Genomic DNA, 19,260 nt, shown 5'->3' with positions numbered 1-19,260 from the left:
TTCTTCGAGGGAAGAAAAGGGAAGAGACGTGCGAAAGACGACAGCAACCGTCCTGTTCACCGGCACCCTGCTGCTCGCCGGCTGCTCCGGTTCCGGAGACGGCGCGCAGTCGGCTGTGCCGCGACAGCCGGACACCTCCATCGCGCCCAGGTCGAACAGCCTCACGGCGGACCTGGCCCTGCCCGTCGAGAGCTACATCTTCTCGGAGGCCGAGATCGGCCAGCTGACCCGTGCGATGAGCAGCCTGGCCGGACGCTGCATGCAGGACGCCGGCTTCACCTACCGCCCCGAAGGCACCGAGTCCCCGGACATCGGCGTCATGGACCGCCGCTACGGCATCGCCAACTCCCACACCGCCCAGTCCTACGGCTACCACTTCCCGGCGTCGAAGGCCGACCGGGAGAGCGCCGCCAAGTCCCTGAGCCAGGCGGGCCGCGTCGCCCTGGTCGGCAAGCCGGAGGCGGACGGTTCGCTGGATCCCGACGGCGGGTGCATCGGCGAGGCCAAACGGCGACTGGCGGGCAGCGACGCCGAGTTCGGGCCGGACGAGACCGCCCGCGCGCTGAACCTGGAGAGCTACGCACGCAGCCAGAAGGACCCGCGCGTCCTGTCCGCCTTCCGCGACTGGTCCTCCTGCATGGCAGCCAAGGGCTATCGCTACGACTCACCCATGGACGCCATCGACGACCCCGCGTTCGCGGGCGAGAAGGCGAGCCTCACCGAGATTTCGACGGCCCGAGCGGACGTCGGATGCAAGAAGAAGACCGGACTCGTCCGCACCTGGTTCGACGTCGAGTCCGAGTGGCAGCGCACGGAGATCGAGAAGCACGCCGAGGAGCTCGCCCGGATCAAGCGGCACAAGAGCGACCAGCTCAAGCGTGCCGCCGAGGAACTGGGCCGGACCGGCTGATCCCCGTCACACCCCGCTCACCACGACGGGGCTTCCCCACGGAAGTCCCCATGACTGAAGGGACGAACCACCCATGCGTCTGCGTACCTCCGCCGTCGCCGCCGCCCTGGCCGCGGCAGGCACCCTCGGCATGCTGGCCACCGCCGCGCCGGCCCAGGCCGACTCCATCCCGGACGACCTGTGCGGCGGTGTCATCGATGTCGACTACTGCCTCTGGTACAACTCCAACCAGAAAGGCGGCTGGACCGCCACGTACCACGACATCGCCAACTGGGGCGGCACCAACCCCTGGATCTTCTCCGACGGCGGTCAGGGCACCAACGGCGTCAACACGCCGGTGAAGAACAACGCCGCGTCCTACGCCAACAGCCATGACAGCAAGACCGGCGTCTCCTACTTCAACTCGAACTACGCGGGTGCCTCCGACGTCGCTCCGCCGCGCGACAAGGGCAACCTCGTCAACACCTACAACAACAACGCGTCCTTCCGCTGGCGCTGACGTCCACCACCGACTCGCACAGGAGCAGACATGCGTATCCGTTCACTGTTAGTAGCCGGCGGCGTCCTTGCCGCGGGCACCCTGGGACCCGTCGCGATGGCGGCGCCGGCGCAGGCCGATGTCTCCGACATCTGCGGCGGTGTCGTCGGGGGGATGTTCTGCCTGTACTACAACTCCGGTCAGAAGGGCGGCGCCACCGGCATGCGGTCGGCCGTCGCCAACTACGACAACTACAACGGCACCGGGCTCCCGCTGAACTTCGCCGACTGGGGCCTCGGCACGGCCGGCGTCAACCAGCGGGTCAAGAACAACGCCGCGTCCTGGGCCAACTCCCACGACCGCGCCGGTCTGTCGTACTTCAACTCCAACTTCGCGGGTGCGTACGACGTGGGCAACCCGAACTCCAAGGGCCAGCTCGTCAACACCTACAACGAGAACGCGTCCTTCCGCTGGCGGTGAGCCGGTGAGTGCGCGGGACTGAGTGCGCGGGCCCCTCTCCCTCGGGGAGGGGCCCGTTCGCGTGGCTCGTCAGGACCAGGTGAAATCGGGATCGACGTGCATACAGGCCTCGTCGTCCGCGCCGTTGAGCGCTTCCGCGGTCTTGGGGGTCTCGTCGTCCTGCTCGGCGGCCTGGTAGGCCGCGCCCTCGCGCCAGTCCGCTCCCACGACGAGCGTGACGCCGGAGACGTCGGTCGACTTCTTCACCGAACTCATGGGAATCCCCAGGGACTTGGCGACCGCCTGGGCGTCGCCCTCCAACTCGGCGCTCGGATAGCGGACCAGGGTCGTCGCTTCGCTCAGGGAGGCGGTCCGGTCGGAGGCCGCCTTGGTGTACCCCTTCTCCACGAGCAGTCCGGCCACCGTACCGGCCCGTCCCTTCGCCGCGGCCAGCGTGTCGGTGCGGGTGCCGTTCTGGACCAGGACCCCGATCTCGTCCTTCGCCGCGGCGGTGTCGTCGGAGGCCGCCCCGGTCTTCTGAGCGGTCGCCTTCTTCGCGTCCTTGCCGTCCAGCGCGATGTCCTCGCGCACCAGCCGGAAGAGCTTCTCGGCGTCCGAAGTGGGCTCCACGCGCGCGCCGACATAGCGGTTCGGCATCGTGGTCATGGTGACGCGCTCCGGCTTCACCTTCCGCAGCTCGTTGCTGAGGTCGTAGAGCTTCTTGACGGTGCCGAGTCCCGAGTCGACGGTGATGGCCCCGGTCGCCTGCTCGGCGAGCTTGCGCAGCTTGTTCGGGCTGCTCAGAGTCGCGTTGTCACGCAGCTCACGGACCATCGAGTTCATGTACATGTGCTGGGCCTTGGCCCGGGCGAGGTCGCTGCCGTCCTCGAAGCCGTAGCGGGTGCGCAGCCACTGGAGCGCCTGCACGCCCTTGATCGGGTGCGTGCCCTTTTCCAGTTTCAGCCCCGAGCCGTGCCCCTGGCTGTCCCGCGAGTGGATGTTGGCGTCCACGCAGACCGGGACCCCGCCGATGGCGTCCGCCATGGACACCACGCCGGAGAAGTCGACCATCATGAAGTGGTCGATGTGGATCCCGGTGAGCTCCTGCCAGGTGGCCACCGTGCAGCCGGGGCCGCCGTGGCCGAGGCTCTGGTTGGCCATCACCCGGCCCTCGCTCGCCGCGTACACCTTGCCGTCGTCAGGATCGGTGCACTTGGGGATCTTCACGAGGGTGTCGCGCGGCATGCTGACGACCGACAGGTTGGAGCGGTCGGCGGACAGGTGCAGCAGCATCTGCACGTCCGCGAGCGGAGTGGAGCCGAACGTCTCCCTGGCGCCGCCGAGTTCCTGGTTCTCCTTGCTGTCCCGCGCGTCGGAGCCGATGACGAGGATGTTCAGCGGGGTCTGGCCCTGCGCGTTCGGCGTCGGCTCCTCGACCTTGTTGTCCCCGAGGTTCAGGTCGTCCTGCTCGATGTTGGAGTTCAGGTGCCGGTAGTACACGTAGCCGGTGCCGGCCACCGTGAGTATCAGCACCGCGAGCGTGGCCGCCGACCATCTGAGCACCCGGTGCTTGCGCGGTGCCCTGCGGCTGCCGTGCCCGCTGTCCGCCTCGGTCTTTGGCGCGACGTCCTGCACGCTGTATTGCGTTGTCAACGTTCCCGTCCTCCCCGCCCACCCCACCGGACCCGCCATGCCATGCCACGGGCCCGCCGCACGTCTTAGACATACGACGGGCCCGTGAGGTTGCCCTACGAAGCCGTGCGAGACCCGGGAGGCCTCAGCTCGCGCACTGGACCTTGTCGGCGGTGGACTTGTCCACGGCCGGGGCGGCTGACGAGCCGGAGTTCAGCTTCACACCCGCGCCCTTGAAGTCCTTGCCCAGGGTGAGGGTCATGGCCGGCAGCCCCTGGGAGTTGGTGACGCTCTTGCCCGGCTTCAGCGCCGAGCCCGACAGACCCATGATGTCCGCGAGACGGCGGGCCTGGTCGGCCTGGTCGGGGTCGTACTCCAGGGTCGTCTTCGCCAGCGCCGCCTCGGCGTTGCCGTCGTTCTCGGACTTGGTCACGCCCTCCTGGGTCTGGAGGTAGGCCAGCTGCTGCTGCGCGCTGCCCGCCGCCGCACCGCCGTTGAGGATGCGCACCCGTACGTCGGACGCGGCGGACTTGGTGCCCTTGAGCCGGGCCGCCACCTCCGCCTTCTCCTTCTTCTGCTCCGCCTTGACCTCGGTGAACGAGACGTCGTTCTTGATCGCGTCGAAGATCGCGGGGGCCTTGGCCGGGTCGACGACCACCGTCGCCTTGACGGTCTCGGCGGGGTTGTCGACCACCGGGACCGTCATGAAGCTGATGTTCTTCGTCGGCACCTTCTTCAGCTCCAGGGCGATGTCCTTGAGCGTGCCGACCTTGCCGATCGCCTTGTCCACGGTCAGCGCGTTGGTGGCGGCCTCCGCCAGTTTCAGCAGCTTGGTGGGGCTGGTGAGGGTGTCGCCGGAGGTCATCTTGCGCATCAGCGAGCCCAGGAACTGCTGCTGCACCTTGATCCGGTCCAGGTCGCCCTCGTTGCCGAAGGCGTGCCGGGTGCGCACGAAGGCGAGGGCCTGCTCGCCCTCCACCTTCGACTCTCCGGCGGGCAGGACGAGCTTCGACTTCTTGTCGTTGACGGCGTTCTCCACACAGACCGTGACCCCGTCCACCGCCGTGGTCAGAGTCTTCACCGCGTTGAAGTCGGCCATCACGAAGTGCTGGGGCTTGATGCCGGTGGCCGCCTCGACCGTGCGCATCGTGCAGCCCGCGTCCCGGCCGCTCTCACCGAGGCTCCGGTTGAAGCGGACGCCGTCCTGCCCGGCGACGACCGTCTCGTTGCCGTCCTCCTGCTTGGTCTCGCAGTCCGGGATGTCGACGATCAGGTCGCGCGGGATGCTCAGCGCGGTCGCGTTCGTCCGGTCCTTGGAGACGTGCAGCAGGATGTTGGTGTCGGCGTGGCCCACACTGCCCGCGTCGCCGTAGCCCTCGTTGCCCTCACCGGTGCGCTTGTCGGTGCCGATGATGAGGATGTTGAAGGCCTCGTCCTTGCTGAAGCTGCTCGCGGCCGCGTCACCGACGTCGGTGGTGCCGACGTTGCCTTCCAGGTGCTTGAGGTAGAACCAGCCCGTCGTGGCACCGGCGACCAGCACGAACGCCATCGTGCCGCCGGTCCACAGCAGGGCCTTCTTCGCCTTCGACTTCTGCTTGACCGGCCGGCGCCCGCGCCGCCCCGGCAGCGGTTCCTCGGGCGGCGTGCCCCGCCGCCTGCGCGGCGGCGGAACGTCACGTCCGGGGGCCGCGGGGGTGGTCGTGCGGCCGCGTGGAACGCTGTTCGCGGCGGGCGCGGCCCTGCGGGAGCCGGGAACGGCCGACTGCGGTGCGGAAGGGCTCAGTCGCAGTTCGTATTCGCCGGTGTTCGGATTGAGTACCCACTGGTCTGCGGGATCGACGTCGTTCGCCCGCCCATGGCCTTGTGTGTCCACGTTGGTCCGAATCCTCCGTCAGGGCCACGCGGCACCTTCCCCCCGGAAGGCGCACAGTTGTTGGTCGACACAGCGCTCGATCCCAGGACAGGTCTCGTGGCCGGGGATCACTGGATCGCTCACACTATCCGCCCGGTTGGGCGTCGAGCGAAGCAGTGAGGCAATCCACGGCCTCACAACCGGCCATTCCACCCCAATTCCCGAAAGGAAGTTCACCGTCTCGGTGTGCGAGTTGCTCCTGCCTGCTGAATACGTACGCCGCAGCCGTCCCGTTCGACTACCACTGGTAGACCGAGTACACGTCCATGCACTGTCCGGTGTCCGAGCCGTTCATGGCGTCCGAGTTGGCCGGCAGATCGCCGGCCTTGGCCTCGGGCTGCTTCGGATACGTCGTGCCGGTGCGCCAGTCGGCTCCCACTACAAGAGTGACGCCGGACACATCGGTCGACTTCTTCACCGAACTCATCGGGATACCAAGGGACTTGGCGATGCGCTGCGCGTCGCCCTCCAGGTCGGCACTCGGGTAGCGCACGACCGTCCGGTCCTCGGAGAGGCCCGCCGTCGCGTCCTTGGAGGTCTGCGAGAAACCTTTTTGCACGAGTTCCTGGGCGATCGTGCCCGCGCGGCCGCTCACCGGGCCGAGCGTGGAGGTGGCCGTGGCGTTCCGCACGACCACGCCGATCTCGGCATCCGGAGCCGAGGGGGCCTTGGTGGCCTCGGTGGTCTTCTCCGCCTTCGACGCCTTCGACGCCTTGCCGTTCTTGTCGAGGGGCACGTCGTCGCGGAGCATCTCCCACAGCTTGTCGGCGTTGGCGCCGTCGGGTACCACGTGGACCTTGTTCTTCGAGTCCTGGACGTTCGGCATCGTCACCGAGGTGATGCGGTCCGTCGGCACCGACTTGAGCTGCATGCCCAGGTCGTAGAGGTTCTTGACCGAGCCGATCTCCTCGGACACCTTCAGCGACTTCGTGGCCGCCTCGGCCAGGTCCATCAGCCGTGGGGTGTCGGTGAAGACGTTCTGCCCCTTCAGCGTGCGGATCATCGAGTTCAGGTACAGGTGCTGGGCCTTGGCCCGCATCAGGTCGCTGCCCCAGGCGTGCCGGGTGCGCAGCCACTGCAGGGCCTCCTTGCCCTGGACCTTGTGCGTCCCGGCCCGCATCTTCAGTCCGGAGCCGCCGGGCACGTCGGCCGTCGGGTGGTCCCACACGTTCTGCCGGACACAGACGTTGACGCCGCCGATGGCGTCCGCCATCCGCACCACGCCCGAGAAGTCGATCGTCATCCAGTGGTCGATGTAGACCCCGGTGAGGTTCTGCCACGTGGCGAGCGTGCAGCCGGGGCCGCCGCGTGCCAGGGAGGTGTTGATGATGTCGTTGGTCGGCGGATACTTCTTCCCGGTGTCCGGGTCCACGCACCTGGGGATGTCGACCCGGGTGTCGCGCGGGATGCTGACCATCGCGGCGCTCTTGCGGTCCGCGGACAGGTGGATCAGCATCTGCACATCGCCCAGCGGCGGGTTGCCGCGGTTGTCCCTGCTGCCGCCGAGCTTCACGTTCTCGTCCGAGTTACGGCTGTCCGAGCCGATCAGCAGGATGTTGAGCGGCGTCTGCCCTGCCGCGTTGGCCTCGGTCTTCTTCGCCTTGGAGTCACCGCTGCTGCGCTCGCCCTTGCGGATGTTGTCGTTGAGATGCTGGTAGTAGAGGTAGCCCGCCCCGGCGGACCCGAGTATCAGCACCGCGAGCGTGGTCGCGGACCATCTGAGCATCCGGTGTCCGCGCTTGGCCCGCCGCCGCCCGTGCCGCCCCGGACCCTCCGGACTCCCACCCCGCTCGGGCCGGACCTTCGCCCGAGGCGCCTCCCCCTGGACACTGCTGTGCACCATCCCCTGTCTCCCCACCCTCACACCGAACGAACGAACGAAAAGACCTGCCGTACGTCCCGTTAGACGCACGACAGGCCCTTCAGGTCACACGAGAGCCGGTGAACACCCCCCGGCGGACTCTCACTTGGCGCACTCGACCTTGTCGGCCGTGGACTGCTGCACCCCCTCGGGGGCCTTCGTCGCCGTGGTGAAGGAGACTCCCGCGCCCTTGAAGTCCTTGCCCAGGGTCAGGGTCATCGTGGGCAGGCCCTGGGAGTTGATGACGCTCTTGCCGGGCTTGAGCTGCGCCCCGGACAGACCGAGGATGTCCGCCAGCCGGCGCGCCTGGTCGGCCTGGTCGGGGGCGTACTCCAGGGTCGTCTTCGCCAGCGAGGTGCCCGCGTTGCCGGCGTTCTCCGACTTCAGTACGCCCTCCTCGTTCTGGAGGTACTCCAGCTCGGCCTGCGCGCTGCCCGCCGCCGCACCGCCGTTGAGGATGCGCACCCGTACCTCGGACGCGGCGGACTTGGTGCCCTTCAGCCGGGCCGCGGCCTGAGCCGCCTCGGCGCTCTTGGCCGCGCTCGCCTTCTTCTTGACCTCGGTGAAGGACACGTCGTTCTTGATCATGTCGAAGACCGTGGGAGCCGTCGCGTCGTTGAGGACGACCGTCGCCTTCACCTTCTCCGCCGGGTTGTCGACGACCGGCACGGTGGTGAACGTCAGGTTCTTCACGTTCAGCTTGCCCAGCTCCAGACCGAGGTCCTTCAGCTTGGAGATGCTGTCGAGCTGCGAGTCGACGGTCAGCGCCTTGGTGCCCGCCTCGGCCAGCTTCAGCATCTTCGCCGGGTTGGTGAGCGTGTCGTTCGACTTCAGCTTGCGCATCAGCGCGCTCAGGAACTGCTGCTGGAGCCCGATCCGGCTCAGGTCACCGCCGAAGCCGACCGAGTGCCGGGTACGCACGAACGCGAGGGCCTCCTCACCGGAGATGGTGTGCTTGCCCTTCGACAGCTTGAGCTTGGAGTCCTTGTCGTCGATGTCCTTGCCCAGACAGACCTCGACCCCGCCGACCGCCGTGGTCAGCGTCTTGACCGCGTTGAAGTCGGCCACCATGAAGTTGTCGGCCTGGATCCCGGTGAGCTCGGTGACGGTCCGCACCGTGCAGCTGGGCGTACGGCCGTCCTGCCCGAGGCTGGTGTTGAAGCGGACGCCGTCCGTACCCGGGATGACCTTGCTGGAGCCGTCCTCCTGCGTGGTCGGGCAGTCCGGCACATCCACGATCAGGTCGCGCGGGATGCTCAGCGCGGTCGCGTTCGTCCGGTCCTTGGAGACGTGCAGCAGGATCGTGGTGTCCGCGTGCCCGACGCTGCCCGAGTCGCCGTAGCTCTCGTTGCCCGCGCCGGTGCGCTTGTCGGTGCCGATCAGCAGGATGTTGATCGCCTTGTCGGTCTGGAAGCCGCCGGTGCTGGCGCCGTCGTCGGAGACGGAGGTGATGTTCCCGTTGAGGTGACGGATGTAGAGGTACCCGCCGCCCGCGGCCGCGACCAGCACGAACGCCATGGTGCCGCCGGTCCACAGCAGCGCCTTCTTCGCCGTCGACTTCTTCTTGACCGGCCGGCGCCCCCGCCGCCCCGGCAGCGGCTCCTCCGGCGGCGCGCCCCGCCGCCTGCGCGGCGGCGGCACGTCACGGCCCGGCGCCACGGGGGCGGTCGTACGCCCGGCGGGTGCGCCCACCTTGCTCGGGGAGGGCATGGATCTACGGGGACCGGGAACACCTGACTGCGGTGCGGAAGGGGTCAGTCGCAGTTCGTATTCACCGGTGTGCGGGTTGAGTACCCACTGGTCGGCGGGGTCGATGTCGCCCGCCCGCCCACGGCCTTGTGCGTCCACGGTTGCTGAATCCTCCGTCGGCCGGATGCACCGGGCGCTCACACTAGCCGTCCGATTCGCCGACAGGTTACGACGGTGACGAATTCCACGTCCCTACAACCGGGCAATCCGCCCATTTGCCAGGACACCACTTCGCCGCCTTGGTGAACGCTTTACCCGCAGGTGTCCTCGGCGGCCGTGTTGCCCCGGAAGGTGGGTGCTCCGCCGCCGTTCTCAGATTCTTCATAGGGTTCTTCGGCATGGGAATGTTCTGAAACGTTCGGGGCTTTCTCCGTCACCTTCACCGGCGCATCCTTGCGCAACCGTTCGAAAAGCCGCCGGGCCGCGGGTTCCGCGAGTTGATCACGATTGGCGTCGTGGATGTACGGCTCGCGCGGCACGGTGAGGAATTGCACCCGCCCGGTGGGGATGTGCCTCAGGCCGCGCACGAGGTCGTACAGCCCGCGCAGACTCGCCAGACCCGGATCGGTGGTGAGCGAGGAAGTCGCCGCGTCCAGCACGGGATAGAGCTTCACCGGATTCAGCAGTACGTCATTGCTCTGCACCTTGTTGACGAGCGCCCCGAGAAAACGCTGCTGACGGTCCATCCGCTCGGTGTCGCTGCCGTCGCCGAGGGTCTTGCGGGCGCGTACATAACCGAGCGCCTCCTCGCCGTTCAGCGTCACCCGGCCCGCCGGGAGCCGCAGCTTGGCGGCCTTGTCGTCGATCGGTTCGGTGAGGCAGACGGTCACTCCGTCGACGGCGTCCACCATGTCCTTGAACCCGTGGAAGTCGACGACCATGTGATGGTCCACGCGAATGTCGGTGAGTTTCTCGACGGTCCGGATCGTGCAGGCCGAACCGCCCTTCTGGAAGGCGTGGTTGAACATCGTGAACACGGGTTCGCCCCGGTTCCCGTCCGGCCCCAGACAGGCCGGCACGTCCACCATCAGGTCCCGCGGCAGCGACACGGCGGTCGCGGTGTGCCGCCCCGCGGCCAGGTGCAGCAGGATCGTGGTGTCCGACCGCTCGGTCCCCGAGTCCCGCCCGTACCGCGCGTTTCCGTCCCCCGACCGCGAGTCCGACCCGATCAGCAGTATGTTCTGCGCGTCCTTGACCAGCGAGGTCGGCCGCTCGCTCTCGTACCGGGCGAGCTCGGCGGCGGCGGCGTCATCGGGGGTGATGTTCCCGTCGAGCTTGGCGTAGACGGCCCACCCGGCACCGGCGGCGACGAGGGCGATCGCGCCGGCACCGACCCCGGCACCGTGCAGCCATCGCCGCCGACGCCGCCGTACGAGCCCTTCACCGTGGGCCGACGCACCGAGGCCGGGCCCGAGGGCACGAGCTGTGTCGGTCACGGGTCGGTCCCCCTCACGGCCTGCGGGAGTGAGTGCGGTCTGCTCCTACGACCATGGCGCGGAAGGACTGCGGAGGCCGGCCGGTACTGCTCTGTCCGGGTGACAGCACCCCCTCGGGGGCGCGGGGAACCGCGCGACCAGCCACATGCGACCTGTGCCCCGCCGACCGGTCTCGGCCACTCCCTCTCAGCGGCGCACAACAGCCACCCGCTCATCCTCGACCCGCTTGGCGAGAGCCTCCTCGCCCAGCTGCTCCAGATGACGGCACAGCACCACAGAACCTCCCGTGGCCAGCGGCCCGTACAGCCCGGCGCACACCCCGTCCCACGTGTCGTACGGCAGCCCCGACAGCACGCGGTCCCCGGTTCCCTCGGCCCGCGCCCGCTCCACGACCTCCGCCCCGCTGAACTCCCGCCCCGCCACGACCAACGCGGGCTCGTCGGGGTCCACCGGGGCGAACGGAACGAACCGGTCCCCCTGCCCCGGCACCTCCACGGCGTAGTCCACGAATCCGTCCGGTGTCTGCGGGAACCGCCCGCCCAGCGGCCGCAGGGCCAGCGCGATCCGCTCCCCGGAACACGCCCGGGCCGCCTCCAGCGTGTCCGGCCCGCTCACCACCACGTCAGCCGCCGAAGGATCCCCGCCGATGTCCGCGACGGCTCCCACCGACGCGCACGCCAGCAGCCACACCGCCGTCTGCCAGTGCGCGGGCAGCAGCAGCACCACCCGGTCACCGGGCGCAGCGGCGAGGTCGCCCTGGAGGAGGTTGGAGGTCTTGGCCACCCAATTGGCGAAGGTGGCCACGGACAATTCGACACGTTCGCCCGTGGCGTCGTCGTAGAAGGTCACCAGGGGGCGTCCGGGATCCGCGGCGAGCGCGGAACGCAGCAGGTCGGCAGGGGTGCGATCGGTGGCGTTCATCCGCGAAAGCGTACGCGGGCACGCGGCCGGGCACCCGCGCGCGGGGCCACCGGTTCGGCGCAACAGGACCCGACGGTCCGTCAGTTCCCCGATGGACAGATTTATATGACTATGTCCAGGATCGGGAGCATGCGTGGACTTCTTGCTTCCTCGGTAGGCGTCACCTGCGCGGCCGCCCTCGCCCTTCCCCTCACCTCGACCGCCGTCGCGGCGAGACCGGTGTCCCCGGCGGCCGTGCGGCCGGCGTCGGGCGCGGAAGCCCTCGGGGGCACCCAGTCACTGCCCCTCGCGCCCCTCGCCTCCCGTGACCGCACCCTCGCCCCGGTTGCCGAACAGGGCCTGCCCCGCCGGGACGTCCGGCACTTCTCGCTCGTGGGCGTGATCTGGGACGACCCGGACACCGTGTTGCACGGCCGCGTCCAGGTCCGCACCCGTGCGGTCGGCACCGACAGCTGGTCCGGCTGGCAGGACCTGGAGACCCACAACGACGACGCCGCCGACCCCGGCACGGCCGAGCGCACCTCCGGCGGCGTCCACGGCGCCACGGCACCGCTGTGGGTGGGTGACTCCGACGGCGTGGAGGTAAGGGTGCGCGCCGAGGCCGACCGCAGGACCGAGGACACGGCCCGCGGGCCCCGTACGGCGACCACGACCGCGCCTCTCCCGACGGGGCTGCGTCTGGAACTGGTGGACCCGGGGGAGAGCGCACCGGCGCCCGCCCGGCAGGAGACCACAGCGGCGGGCGCCCCCCACCGCGCTGCCACGCCCCGCTCCGCCCCCACCGCCGAACCGGCCGAGGCACGCGCCGCGACGGACGCGGCCGCCGCCAACGCCGGACTGGCCGGCCTCGATGCCACCGAGATCCCGGCGCTGGACCGGCAGCAGACCGAACAGGAGCTGTTCGCCCTGCGCGCGGGGGAGTTGACGGAGCAGCAGCGGGTCAAGCCGTACATCGGGCCGCGCCCGCGCATCGTCACCCGGCACGGCTGGGGTGCCGACGAGGGGCTGCGCGAGCGGGGGTTCGTCTACACGAAGAAGGTCAAGGCGGCCTTCGTCCACCACACGGCGTCCGGCAACGGGTACCGCTGTACGCAGGTGCCCTCACTCATCCGCGGTATCTACCGCTACCACGTCAAGAGCATGGGCTGGCGTGACATCGGCTACAACTTCCTCGTCGACAAGTGCGGAAACATCTACGAGGGCCGGGCGGGCGGGGTGGCGAAGCCGGTCCTCGGCGCCCACACCCTCGGCTTCAACACCAACAGCATGGGGATCGCCGTGCTCGGCAGCTACGGAACCAAGAAGCCACCCGCCGCCGTGACGAAGGCCGTCGCACGGCTCGCCGCGTGGAAGCTCGGTCTCCACGGCGCCAACCCGAAGGGCAAGACGTATCTGAAGTCGGGCGGTGGCAACCTGTATCCGAAGGGTAGGAAGGTACGACTGAACGTGATCTCCGGCCACCGGGACGGCTTCGCCACGGAGTGCCCCGGATGGCAGCTCTATCGCAAACTCGCGTCCACCCGTACGACAGCTGCCCGTCTCCAAGGTCGCTGACGGTCGCTGAGGGCCGCGGAGAGTACCGAGGAAAGCCCGTACCACCCGTTTCACCGCCGTCGGGGGGCAGGCGCGAATGCCGCACGGCCGCCGAAGGTGCCGCACATCGGTCTGCATACACTGGCCGCTCGAAAAACAGTTCGGGCCGGTCCCGGCAGGAAGCGGAGACGACAGGTGACAGAAGCGATCCTCCTGGTCGGAGGCAAGGGCACGCGGCTGCGACCCCTCACGGTCCACACCCCGAAGCCCATGGTCCGCGCGGCCGGCGTCCCCTTCCTCACCCATCAGCTGGCCAGAGCGAGAGCGGCGGGCGTCGACCACATAGTCCTCGCGACGAGCTATCTCGCGGAGGTCTTCGAGCCGCACTTCGGCGACGGTTCGTCCCTGGGGCTCCACCTCGAGTACGTCACCGAGGAGGAGCCCCTCGGCACGGGCGGCGCGATCCGCAACGTGGCCGCCCGGCTGCACTCCGCCCCCGACGACCCGGTCCTCATCTTCAACGGCGACATCCTGACCGGCCTGGACATCAGGGCCCTGGTGCGCACCCACGAGACGACGGGCGCCGACGTCTCCCTCCACCTCACCAAGGTCACGGACCCCCGCGCCTACGGACTGGTCCCCACCGACGAGACGGGCAGGGTCCTCGCCTTCCTGGAGAAACCCCAGACCCCCGAGGAGATCGTCACCGACCAGATCAACGCGGGGGCGTACGTCTTCCGCCGCTCGGTCATCGACACGATCCCGCAGGGCCGCCCGGTCTCGGTCGAACGCGAGACCTTCCCCGAACTCCTGGCGGCCGGGGCGCACCTCCAGGGCATGGTGGACTCGACGTACTGGCTGGACCTCGGCACCCCCGCCGCCTTCGTCCGCGGCTCGGCGGACCTGGTCCTCGGCCGGGCCCCGTCCCCGGCGGTCCCCGGCCGCTGCGGCGACCGCCTGATCCTGCCCACGGCCAGGGTCGCCCCCGACGCGAAACTGACCGACGGCACGGTGGTCGGCGAGGGCGCGTACGTCGCGGAGGGCGCGCGGGTCTCCGGTTCCACGATCCTCCCGGGCGCCGTGATCGAACCGGGCGCGGTGATCACCGACTCCCTGATCGGCACCAGGGCCCGCGTGGGCGAACGCTCGGTCCTCACCGGCACGGTCATCGGCGACGGAGCGATCATCGGCGCCGACAACGAACTGAAGGACGGCATGAGGATCTGGTGCGACGCCAGAATCCCGGCGGGAGCGGTCCGCTTCTCCTCGGACCAGTAACTGCGTGCGATTCAGCCCACCTCCGGTAACTCAGCCCCTCCGGCGTTTGAGGAGCGGGGGTCCGGGGGCGGAGCCCCTGGTAGCGGGGTCGAAGGGGCGGCAGCCCCTGGGGAGGGGGCGGGTAGGGGCGGCGGGGGCGAAAAACCCAACGTCGCCCCGCACACCCTCACAACCGCCCGATGTCCCCCCGAGTCATCCGCGGCGCCCGCCGCGAAGGCGTACGACCGCTCAGCAGGATCAACCGAGCCGCCCGATGCCGCTGCCCCGCATACGGCTCCAGCAACGACAACATCAAAGCGTCATCCGCGTCCCGGTCCCCCGCGAGCGCGAACCCCACGATCCCCGGCAGATGCAGATCCCCCACGGTCACCGCGTCCGCCGCCCCATGACTGCGCTGCACCACCTCCGCGGAGGTCCACGGCCCCACCCCCGGCACCACCTCAAGCCGGGCCTGCGCGGCAGCCGGGGACATCCCCACCGCCTCTTCCAGCCGCGCGGCCACCCGCACACACCGCAGAATCGTCGAGGCCCGCTTGTTGTCCACGCCGGCCCGATGCCACTCCCACGACGGGATCAACGCCCACGTCCGCGGCGCCGGCATCACCCACAACCGCCCACCCGCCGCGGGCCCCGGCGCCGGTTCCCCGAACTTCCGCACCAGCAACCGCCACGCCCGATACGCCTCGTCGGTCGTGACCTTCTGCTCCAGCACGGAGGGAATCAGCGACTCCAGCACCAGCCCGGTCCGCGTCAGCCGCAGCCCCGGCCGCCGATGCCAGGAATGCGCCACGACCCGGTGCCGCGGCACGAACGCGGAGGGATCGTCCGCGGCCCCGAGCATCTCCGGCAACCGCGAGAGCAGCCACTCACCCCCGGGCCCCCACGCCTCGCCGCGCACCTCACCGCCGTACACGCACACCCGAAGGGTCCCGGGCCCGACCGGCGTGAGACTGGCCCGCCACACGGACCCGTCCGGAAGCGCCCGGAACGTGGGATCAGCGGGCCCCCGCCGCAGCGCGCCGAGCACCAGCCCGAGGTCGACGGGCCACGGCGGCGTCCACCTCCGCACCAGCGGGGCCGCCACCCGTGCCGCCGGCCGCCGCGCGGCGGGCACCACGACCTCCCCGCCGCGCACGGTCGTACGCGTGGGCCGCGGAGTGAAACGTCCTGCCACGATGGAAGTCCTGAGGTGCGAGAGAGACTGGAAGAAGCTCTACGAGACTAGGCGCAAGCCGGGACCGGCCACCGCACCTCGGCGAAACCGGCGCACCGCACCTCACCGCACCTCGATGAAGCTCCCCGCGTCCCGCTCCGGCCGGGGCCGGGGCGCCTCCGCCGGATGCCCCACCGCCACGGCCCCCATCGGATCCCAGTCCTCCGGCAGCCCCAGCACCTCCCGCACCACATCCCGGCAGAACATCGTGGACGACACCCACGCCGACCCCAGCCGCTCCCCGGCCAGCGCCACGAGGAAGTTCTGCACCCCGGCGCCCGTGGCGACGACGAACATCTCCCGCTCGGCCGCGTCCCGCCGCGCGTCGCCGTAGGTGTGCGACCCGTCCATCACCAGACAGGGCACGACGAGATACGGCGCGTTGCGCAGGACGTCGCCCCGCCGCACCCGCTTGGCGATGGACTCCTCGGACTTCCCGTCCCGCCGCAGGTCGGTGATCCAGGCGTCCCGCATGGCGTCCAGCAGCCCGGTCCGCGCGCCCTCGGACTCCAGGAGCACGAACCGCCACGGCGTGGTGTGGTGCGGCGCGGGCGCGGTGACGGCCGCGGCCACGGCCCGTCGTACGGCCCCGGGGTCGACCGGCTCGTCCGTGAAGGCCCGTACGGTGCGGCGCTGGGTGACCGCCTCCCGGACCGCCTCCGAGGTCCCGAGCCGGAACATGTCGTCGCGCGCGTGGCGCACGATGGCCCGCGCCCCCTCCCCGTGCTCCCCGGCCACCACATGCGCCAGTCCGCGCACCACGGCGACGGGCAGCCCGGCGGCCTTGCCCTTGACGAGATCACCGGCGGCGGCCAGTTCGTCCGCCGTCGCCACCACGGTCGCGCTCAGCGGATTGCCGTACGCGTCCGTGCCGCCCCGCAGGTCGTCCAGCACCCGCACCCCGGCCGCGCCGATCGCGACATCGGTGAGCCCGGCGCGCCAGGGCCGCCCGAAGGTGTCGGTGACGACGACCCCGACGTCGACCCCGAGCGCGTCCCGCAGCCCGTCCCGGATGGCCCGCGCGGACGCATCCGGGTCCTCGGGCAGCAACAGCACGGTCCCCGAAGGGGTGTTGGAGGCGTCCACCCCGGCGGCGGCCATCACGAGCCCCTGCCGGTTCTCCACGATCCTGAGCGGCCCGCGCCGCGCCACGACCCGCACGGTCTCGGCGTCGATCGCGGCCTCCCGGTCGTCCGCACGGACGACCCGCCCCTCCGCCTTGGACACGATCTTCGAGGTGACGAGGAGGACGTCCCCGTCGACCAGCCCGGGCTCGGCGGCGGCGATCATCTTGGCCAGGTCGTCCCCGCGCTGCACCTCGGGGAGGTTGGGGACGGCCCAGACCCGGTAGCCGTCGGCCTCGGTGGCGATCTCGCTCAAGCTCCGCGCACCTCCTCCCCCAGCTCCAGGGCCTCCCGCGCCATCCGCGCGGTCGCGTCGAGGTCGGTCATCATCAGCGGTACGGCCCGGCAGCGGATGCCGGCCGACTCGACCCGCCCGACCGCGTCCGCGTCGACGGTGTCGACGAGCCAGCCGTCAAGGAGCCCCGAGCCGTAGTGCTCGGCGACCGCCGCGGCCGTGGACTCGACGCCGACCGCCGCGAGGACCTTGTCGGCCATGCCGCGCACGGGCGCGTCCCCGACGATGGGGGACAGGCCCACGACCGGCACCCCGGCCTCGGCGATCGCCTCGCGGATCCCGGGGATGGCGAGGATGGTGCCGACGGACACGACGGGGTTGGACGGCGGGAACAGCACCACGTCCGCCTCCGCGATCGCCTCCAGGACCCCCGGAGCCGGCTTGGCCTGCTCCGCGCCGACCGGCACGACCGCGTGGGCCGGCACGGACGCCCGCAGCCGCACCCAGTACTCCTGGAAGTGCACCGCCTTGCGCTCACCGTCGATCTCGACCGCGACATGCGTCTCGACCCGGTCGTCGGTCATCGGGATCAGCCGTACCCCCGGCTTCCACCGGTCGCACAGCGCCTCGGTCACCGCGCTCAGCGGATACCCGGCGCCGATCATCTGGGTCCGCACGATGTGGGTGGCGAAGTCCCGGTCCCCGAGCCCGAACCACTCGGGGCCCACCCCGTACGCCGCGAGCTCCTCCTTGAGGTGGAAGGTCTCGTCGGCCCGCCCCCAGCCCTGCTCCTCGTTGATGCCACCGCCGAGCGTGTACATCACCGTGTCGAGGTCCGGGCAGACCTTCAGCCCGAACAGGTGGATGTCGTCCCCGGTGTTGCCGATGACCGTGATGTCCGCGTCCGGCGCGGCCTGCTTCAGACCACGCAGAAAACGGGCACCGCCGATGCCGCCTGCCAGAACCACGATTCGCATGGAAGCCAGTCTTGCAGGCGGGTACGACAACGCGTCACGCGGTCACGGCGTCCGCGTCGTCGTAGGACTCGCGGGCGGTGCAGGCGGTGTGCATCGGCATCTCGGTCAGGCCGGGGTAGTAGACGTGCAGGCTCACCGCCGGCTCCAGCGCGTCGTTGACGACCTCGTGCACGTACCCCGGCGCGAACACCCGCTGCGCCCCCGCCCCCAGCGCGCGCGTGCCGCGCTCGGTGCGCTCGGTCAGCGTGCCCTCCAGGACGGTGAGGACCCCGGAGGAGCGGCCGTGGTCGTGCAGCCCGCTGCCCTGGCCGGGGACCCAGGACAGCAGCCACACCTCGTAGCCGGGCCCGGTACGCAGCCGGTGGTACCAGCGGCTCGTCGCGTCGTACTGGACGAGGTGCGCCCACTGCGAGCGGTCGGCGGCGATGGCGCGGGCCAGCCCGACGAACTCGGCGACCGTGGACGGGTGCTCGCGGGGGGTCTGGAGGAGGTGCGGCACCTCGAGGAGGTCGCCGGCGATCTGGAGGTCGTTGTCGCTGTTCATGGGGTGCGGTGGGTCCTCGGCGAAGAGTGGGGGGCTGGCTGGGTGTCGCGTACCGTCCGCCCGGGTCACGGTAGGACAGGAAGGCCCTGGTGGGGGCGGGGAACAAGCAGCCGAGTCACGGTGGACTCAGAGACAGCCGGAGCGCGTTGGGCTCAACAGCTGGAACAGCAACAACAGCTACAGCGAGCGCGGGCAGCACCGTGGGACCCGGCCGTGCGGGTCGAGGTGAGTGCCAAGTTCGCGAGCATGCCCACAAGGACAGCGGCTCACACCTTCACTGTCAACTCGACACCCTGGAAGTGGGACATGTTTCACCTCATCCGGTCCATCTCCAAGGTGAAAGGTTTGTGCAGGCGGTGACCGGGACACATGGTGCGCACAACCGGGCGCAGGGGCCGCGCGACGCCGCAAGGACTCCGCACGACTTCCACGCGCGCGTACGGAACGAGTTCGAACTGACGGGCGTCCTTCCCCGTACAGGCCCGAAAGGCCTGGCGTGGCTCGGCGGCCCTCTCGGGTCTCGTCTGCCTGTCAAGGTTTATGCCGATTTGAACACTTTCAGCTAGGCCTTGGTTCCGCAGAGTGAATAAGGGGCCCAATAGCAGATCTCGGCTTGACTCGCCCGGAGCAGCACACTTGTAATTTCACTCGTGTCGTTCAGCCGAAATCGGTAACGGCCGTCACACGGGGACGCGAAGACAGACGAGGGGCGCACATGACCGAGCTGGTGCAGCAACTGCTGGTCGACGACGCGGACGAGGAACTCGGCTGGCAGGAGCGCGCGCTGTGCGCCCAGACCGACCCCGAGTCCTTCTTTCCCGAGAAGGGCGGCTCCACCCGCGAGGCCAAGAAGGTCTGCCTGTCCTGCGAGGTCCGCTCCGAGTGCCTCGAATACGCCCTCGCCAACGACGAGCGCTTCGGCATCTGGGGCGGCCTGTCGGAACGCGAACGCCGCAGGCTGAAGAAGGCCGCCGTCTGACGCGAGGCACGCCTCGCCA

At 70.0% G+C, this 19,260-nt stretch carries 16 protein-coding genes; 6 read left to right on the top strand and 10 right to left on the bottom strand.

Annotated elements, in window-relative coordinates; genetic code table 11:
* Positions 1 to 28: 28 nt before the first annotated feature.
* The 3 genes from ACFYZ8_RS34725 to ACFYZ8_RS34715 all read left to right on the top strand — a co-directional run bounded on the left by ACFYZ8_RS34725 (position 29) and on the right by ACFYZ8_RS34715 (position 1,868).
* Positions 29 to 910 (top strand): hypothetical protein, encoded by an 882-nt coding sequence (locus ACFYZ8_RS34725; RefSeq protein ID WP_359039097.1) that lies wholly within the window; start codon positions 29 to 31, stop codon positions 908 to 910.
* 73 nt (positions 911 to 983) lie between these two features.
* Positions 984 to 1,409, top strand: a complete 426-nt coding sequence (locus ACFYZ8_RS34720; RefSeq protein WP_359039099.1) for a peptidase M23 — start codon at positions 984 to 986, stop codon at positions 1,407 to 1,409.
* Between the two features lie 30 nt (positions 1,410 to 1,439).
* A complete protein-coding gene (locus ACFYZ8_RS34715) occupies positions 1,440 to 1,868 on the top strand; it encodes a hypothetical protein (protein ID WP_359039101.1) in 429 nt (142 codons plus the stop codon).
* A gap of 69 nt (positions 1,869 to 1,937) precedes the next feature.
* Here the strand turns inward: ACFYZ8_RS34715 and ACFYZ8_RS34710 are convergent, their stop codons facing one another.
* From ACFYZ8_RS34710 to ACFYZ8_RS34685, 6 genes are all read right to left on the bottom strand, one after another.
* Positions 1,938 to 3,539, bottom strand: a complete 1,602-nt coding sequence (locus ACFYZ8_RS34710; protein ID WP_388540797.1) for an LCP family protein — start codon at positions 3,537 to 3,539, stop codon at positions 1,938 to 1,940.
* A gap of 85 nt (positions 3,540 to 3,624) precedes the next feature.
* Positions 3,625 to 5,352 carry an LCP family protein gene (locus ACFYZ8_RS34705; RefSeq protein ID WP_388540794.1) on the bottom strand — a complete coding sequence of 576 codons (1,728 nt, stop codon included), beginning with the start codon at positions 5,350 to 5,352 and terminating at the stop codon, positions 3,625 to 3,627.
* 277 nt (positions 5,353 to 5,629) lie between these two features.
* Entirely contained in the window at positions 5,630 to 7,234 is a 1,605-nt protein-coding gene (locus tag ACFYZ8_RS34700) for an LCP family protein (protein ID WP_359039105.1), read from the bottom strand.
* Positions 7,235 to 7,354: 120 nt separating this feature from the next.
* Positions 7,355 to 9,100 carry an LCP family protein gene (locus ACFYZ8_RS34695; RefSeq protein WP_359039107.1) on the bottom strand — a complete coding sequence of 582 codons (1,746 nt, stop codon included), beginning with the start codon at positions 9,098 to 9,100 and terminating at the stop codon, positions 7,355 to 7,357.
* 152 nt (positions 9,101 to 9,252) lie between these two features.
* Complete coding sequence (locus ACFYZ8_RS34690) at positions 9,253 to 10,437, bottom strand: LCP family protein (protein WP_388540790.1); 1,185 nt, start codon at positions 10,435 to 10,437, stop codon at positions 9,253 to 9,255.
* 186 nt (positions 10,438 to 10,623) lie between these two features.
* Entirely contained in the window at positions 10,624 to 11,358 is a 735-nt protein-coding gene (locus ACFYZ8_RS34685) for a TIGR03089 family protein (RefSeq protein ID WP_388540787.1), read from the bottom strand.
* 129 nt (positions 11,359 to 11,487) lie between these two features.
* Here ACFYZ8_RS34685 and ACFYZ8_RS34680 point away from each other — a divergent pair, with 129 nt between their 5' ends.
* Both ACFYZ8_RS34680 and ACFYZ8_RS34675 read left to right on the top strand, forming a co-directional pair.
* Positions 11,488 to 12,912: a peptidoglycan recognition protein gene (locus ACFYZ8_RS34680; RefSeq protein WP_388540784.1), complete on the top strand. Its 1,425-nt coding sequence runs from the start codon at positions 11,488 to 11,490 to the stop codon at positions 12,910 to 12,912.
* Between the two features lie 174 nt (positions 12,913 to 13,086).
* The gene (locus ACFYZ8_RS34675; protein WP_359039115.1) at positions 13,087 to 14,169 is read left to right on the top strand and encodes an NDP-sugar synthase; all 1,083 of its coding nucleotides are present in this window, start codon (positions 13,087 to 13,089) and stop codon (positions 14,167 to 14,169) included.
* A gap of 166 nt (positions 14,170 to 14,335) precedes the next feature.
* Here the strand turns inward: ACFYZ8_RS34675 and ACFYZ8_RS34670 are convergent, their stop codons facing one another.
* From ACFYZ8_RS34670 to ACFYZ8_RS34655, 4 genes are all read right to left on the bottom strand, one after another.
* On the bottom strand, positions 14,336 to 15,343 hold the full coding sequence (locus tag ACFYZ8_RS34670; protein ID WP_388540781.1) for a DNA-3-methyladenine glycosylase family protein: 1,008 nt from the start codon (positions 15,341 to 15,343) through the stop codon (positions 14,336 to 14,338).
* A gap of 102 nt (positions 15,344 to 15,445) precedes the next feature.
* A complete protein-coding gene (locus ACFYZ8_RS34665) occupies positions 15,446 to 16,762 on the bottom strand; it encodes a coenzyme F420-0:L-glutamate ligase (RefSeq protein ID WP_388540779.1) in 1,317 nt (438 codons plus the stop codon).
* Entirely contained in the window at positions 16,759 to 17,718 is a 960-nt protein-coding gene (cofD, locus tag ACFYZ8_RS34660; protein ID WP_388540776.1) for a 2-phospho-L-lactate transferase, read from the bottom strand. Before cofD ends, ACFYZ8_RS34665 begins: the two co-directional genes overlap by 4 nt.
* Positions 17,719 to 17,752: 34 nt before the next feature.
* Positions 17,753 to 18,262 (bottom strand): cysteine dioxygenase, encoded by a 510-nt coding sequence (locus tag ACFYZ8_RS34655; protein WP_388540774.1) that lies wholly within the window; start codon positions 18,260 to 18,262, stop codon positions 17,753 to 17,755.
* A gap of 715 nt (positions 18,263 to 18,977) precedes the next feature.
* Here ACFYZ8_RS34655 and ACFYZ8_RS34650 point away from each other — a divergent pair.
* A complete protein-coding gene (locus ACFYZ8_RS34650) occupies positions 18,978 to 19,241 on the top strand; it encodes a WhiB family transcriptional regulator (protein WP_003990679.1) in 264 nt (87 codons plus the stop codon).
* Positions 19,242 to 19,260: the final 19 nt, after the last annotated feature.

It is taken from the genome of Streptomyces sp. NPDC001668, from assembly GCF_042893155.1.
Taxonomy (GTDB): Bacteria; Actinomycetota; Actinomycetes; order Streptomycetales; family Streptomycetaceae; genus Streptomyces.
The sequence above is the reverse complement of the archived record's forward strand: the minus strand, read 5'-3'. Positions and strand labels throughout refer to the sequence as shown.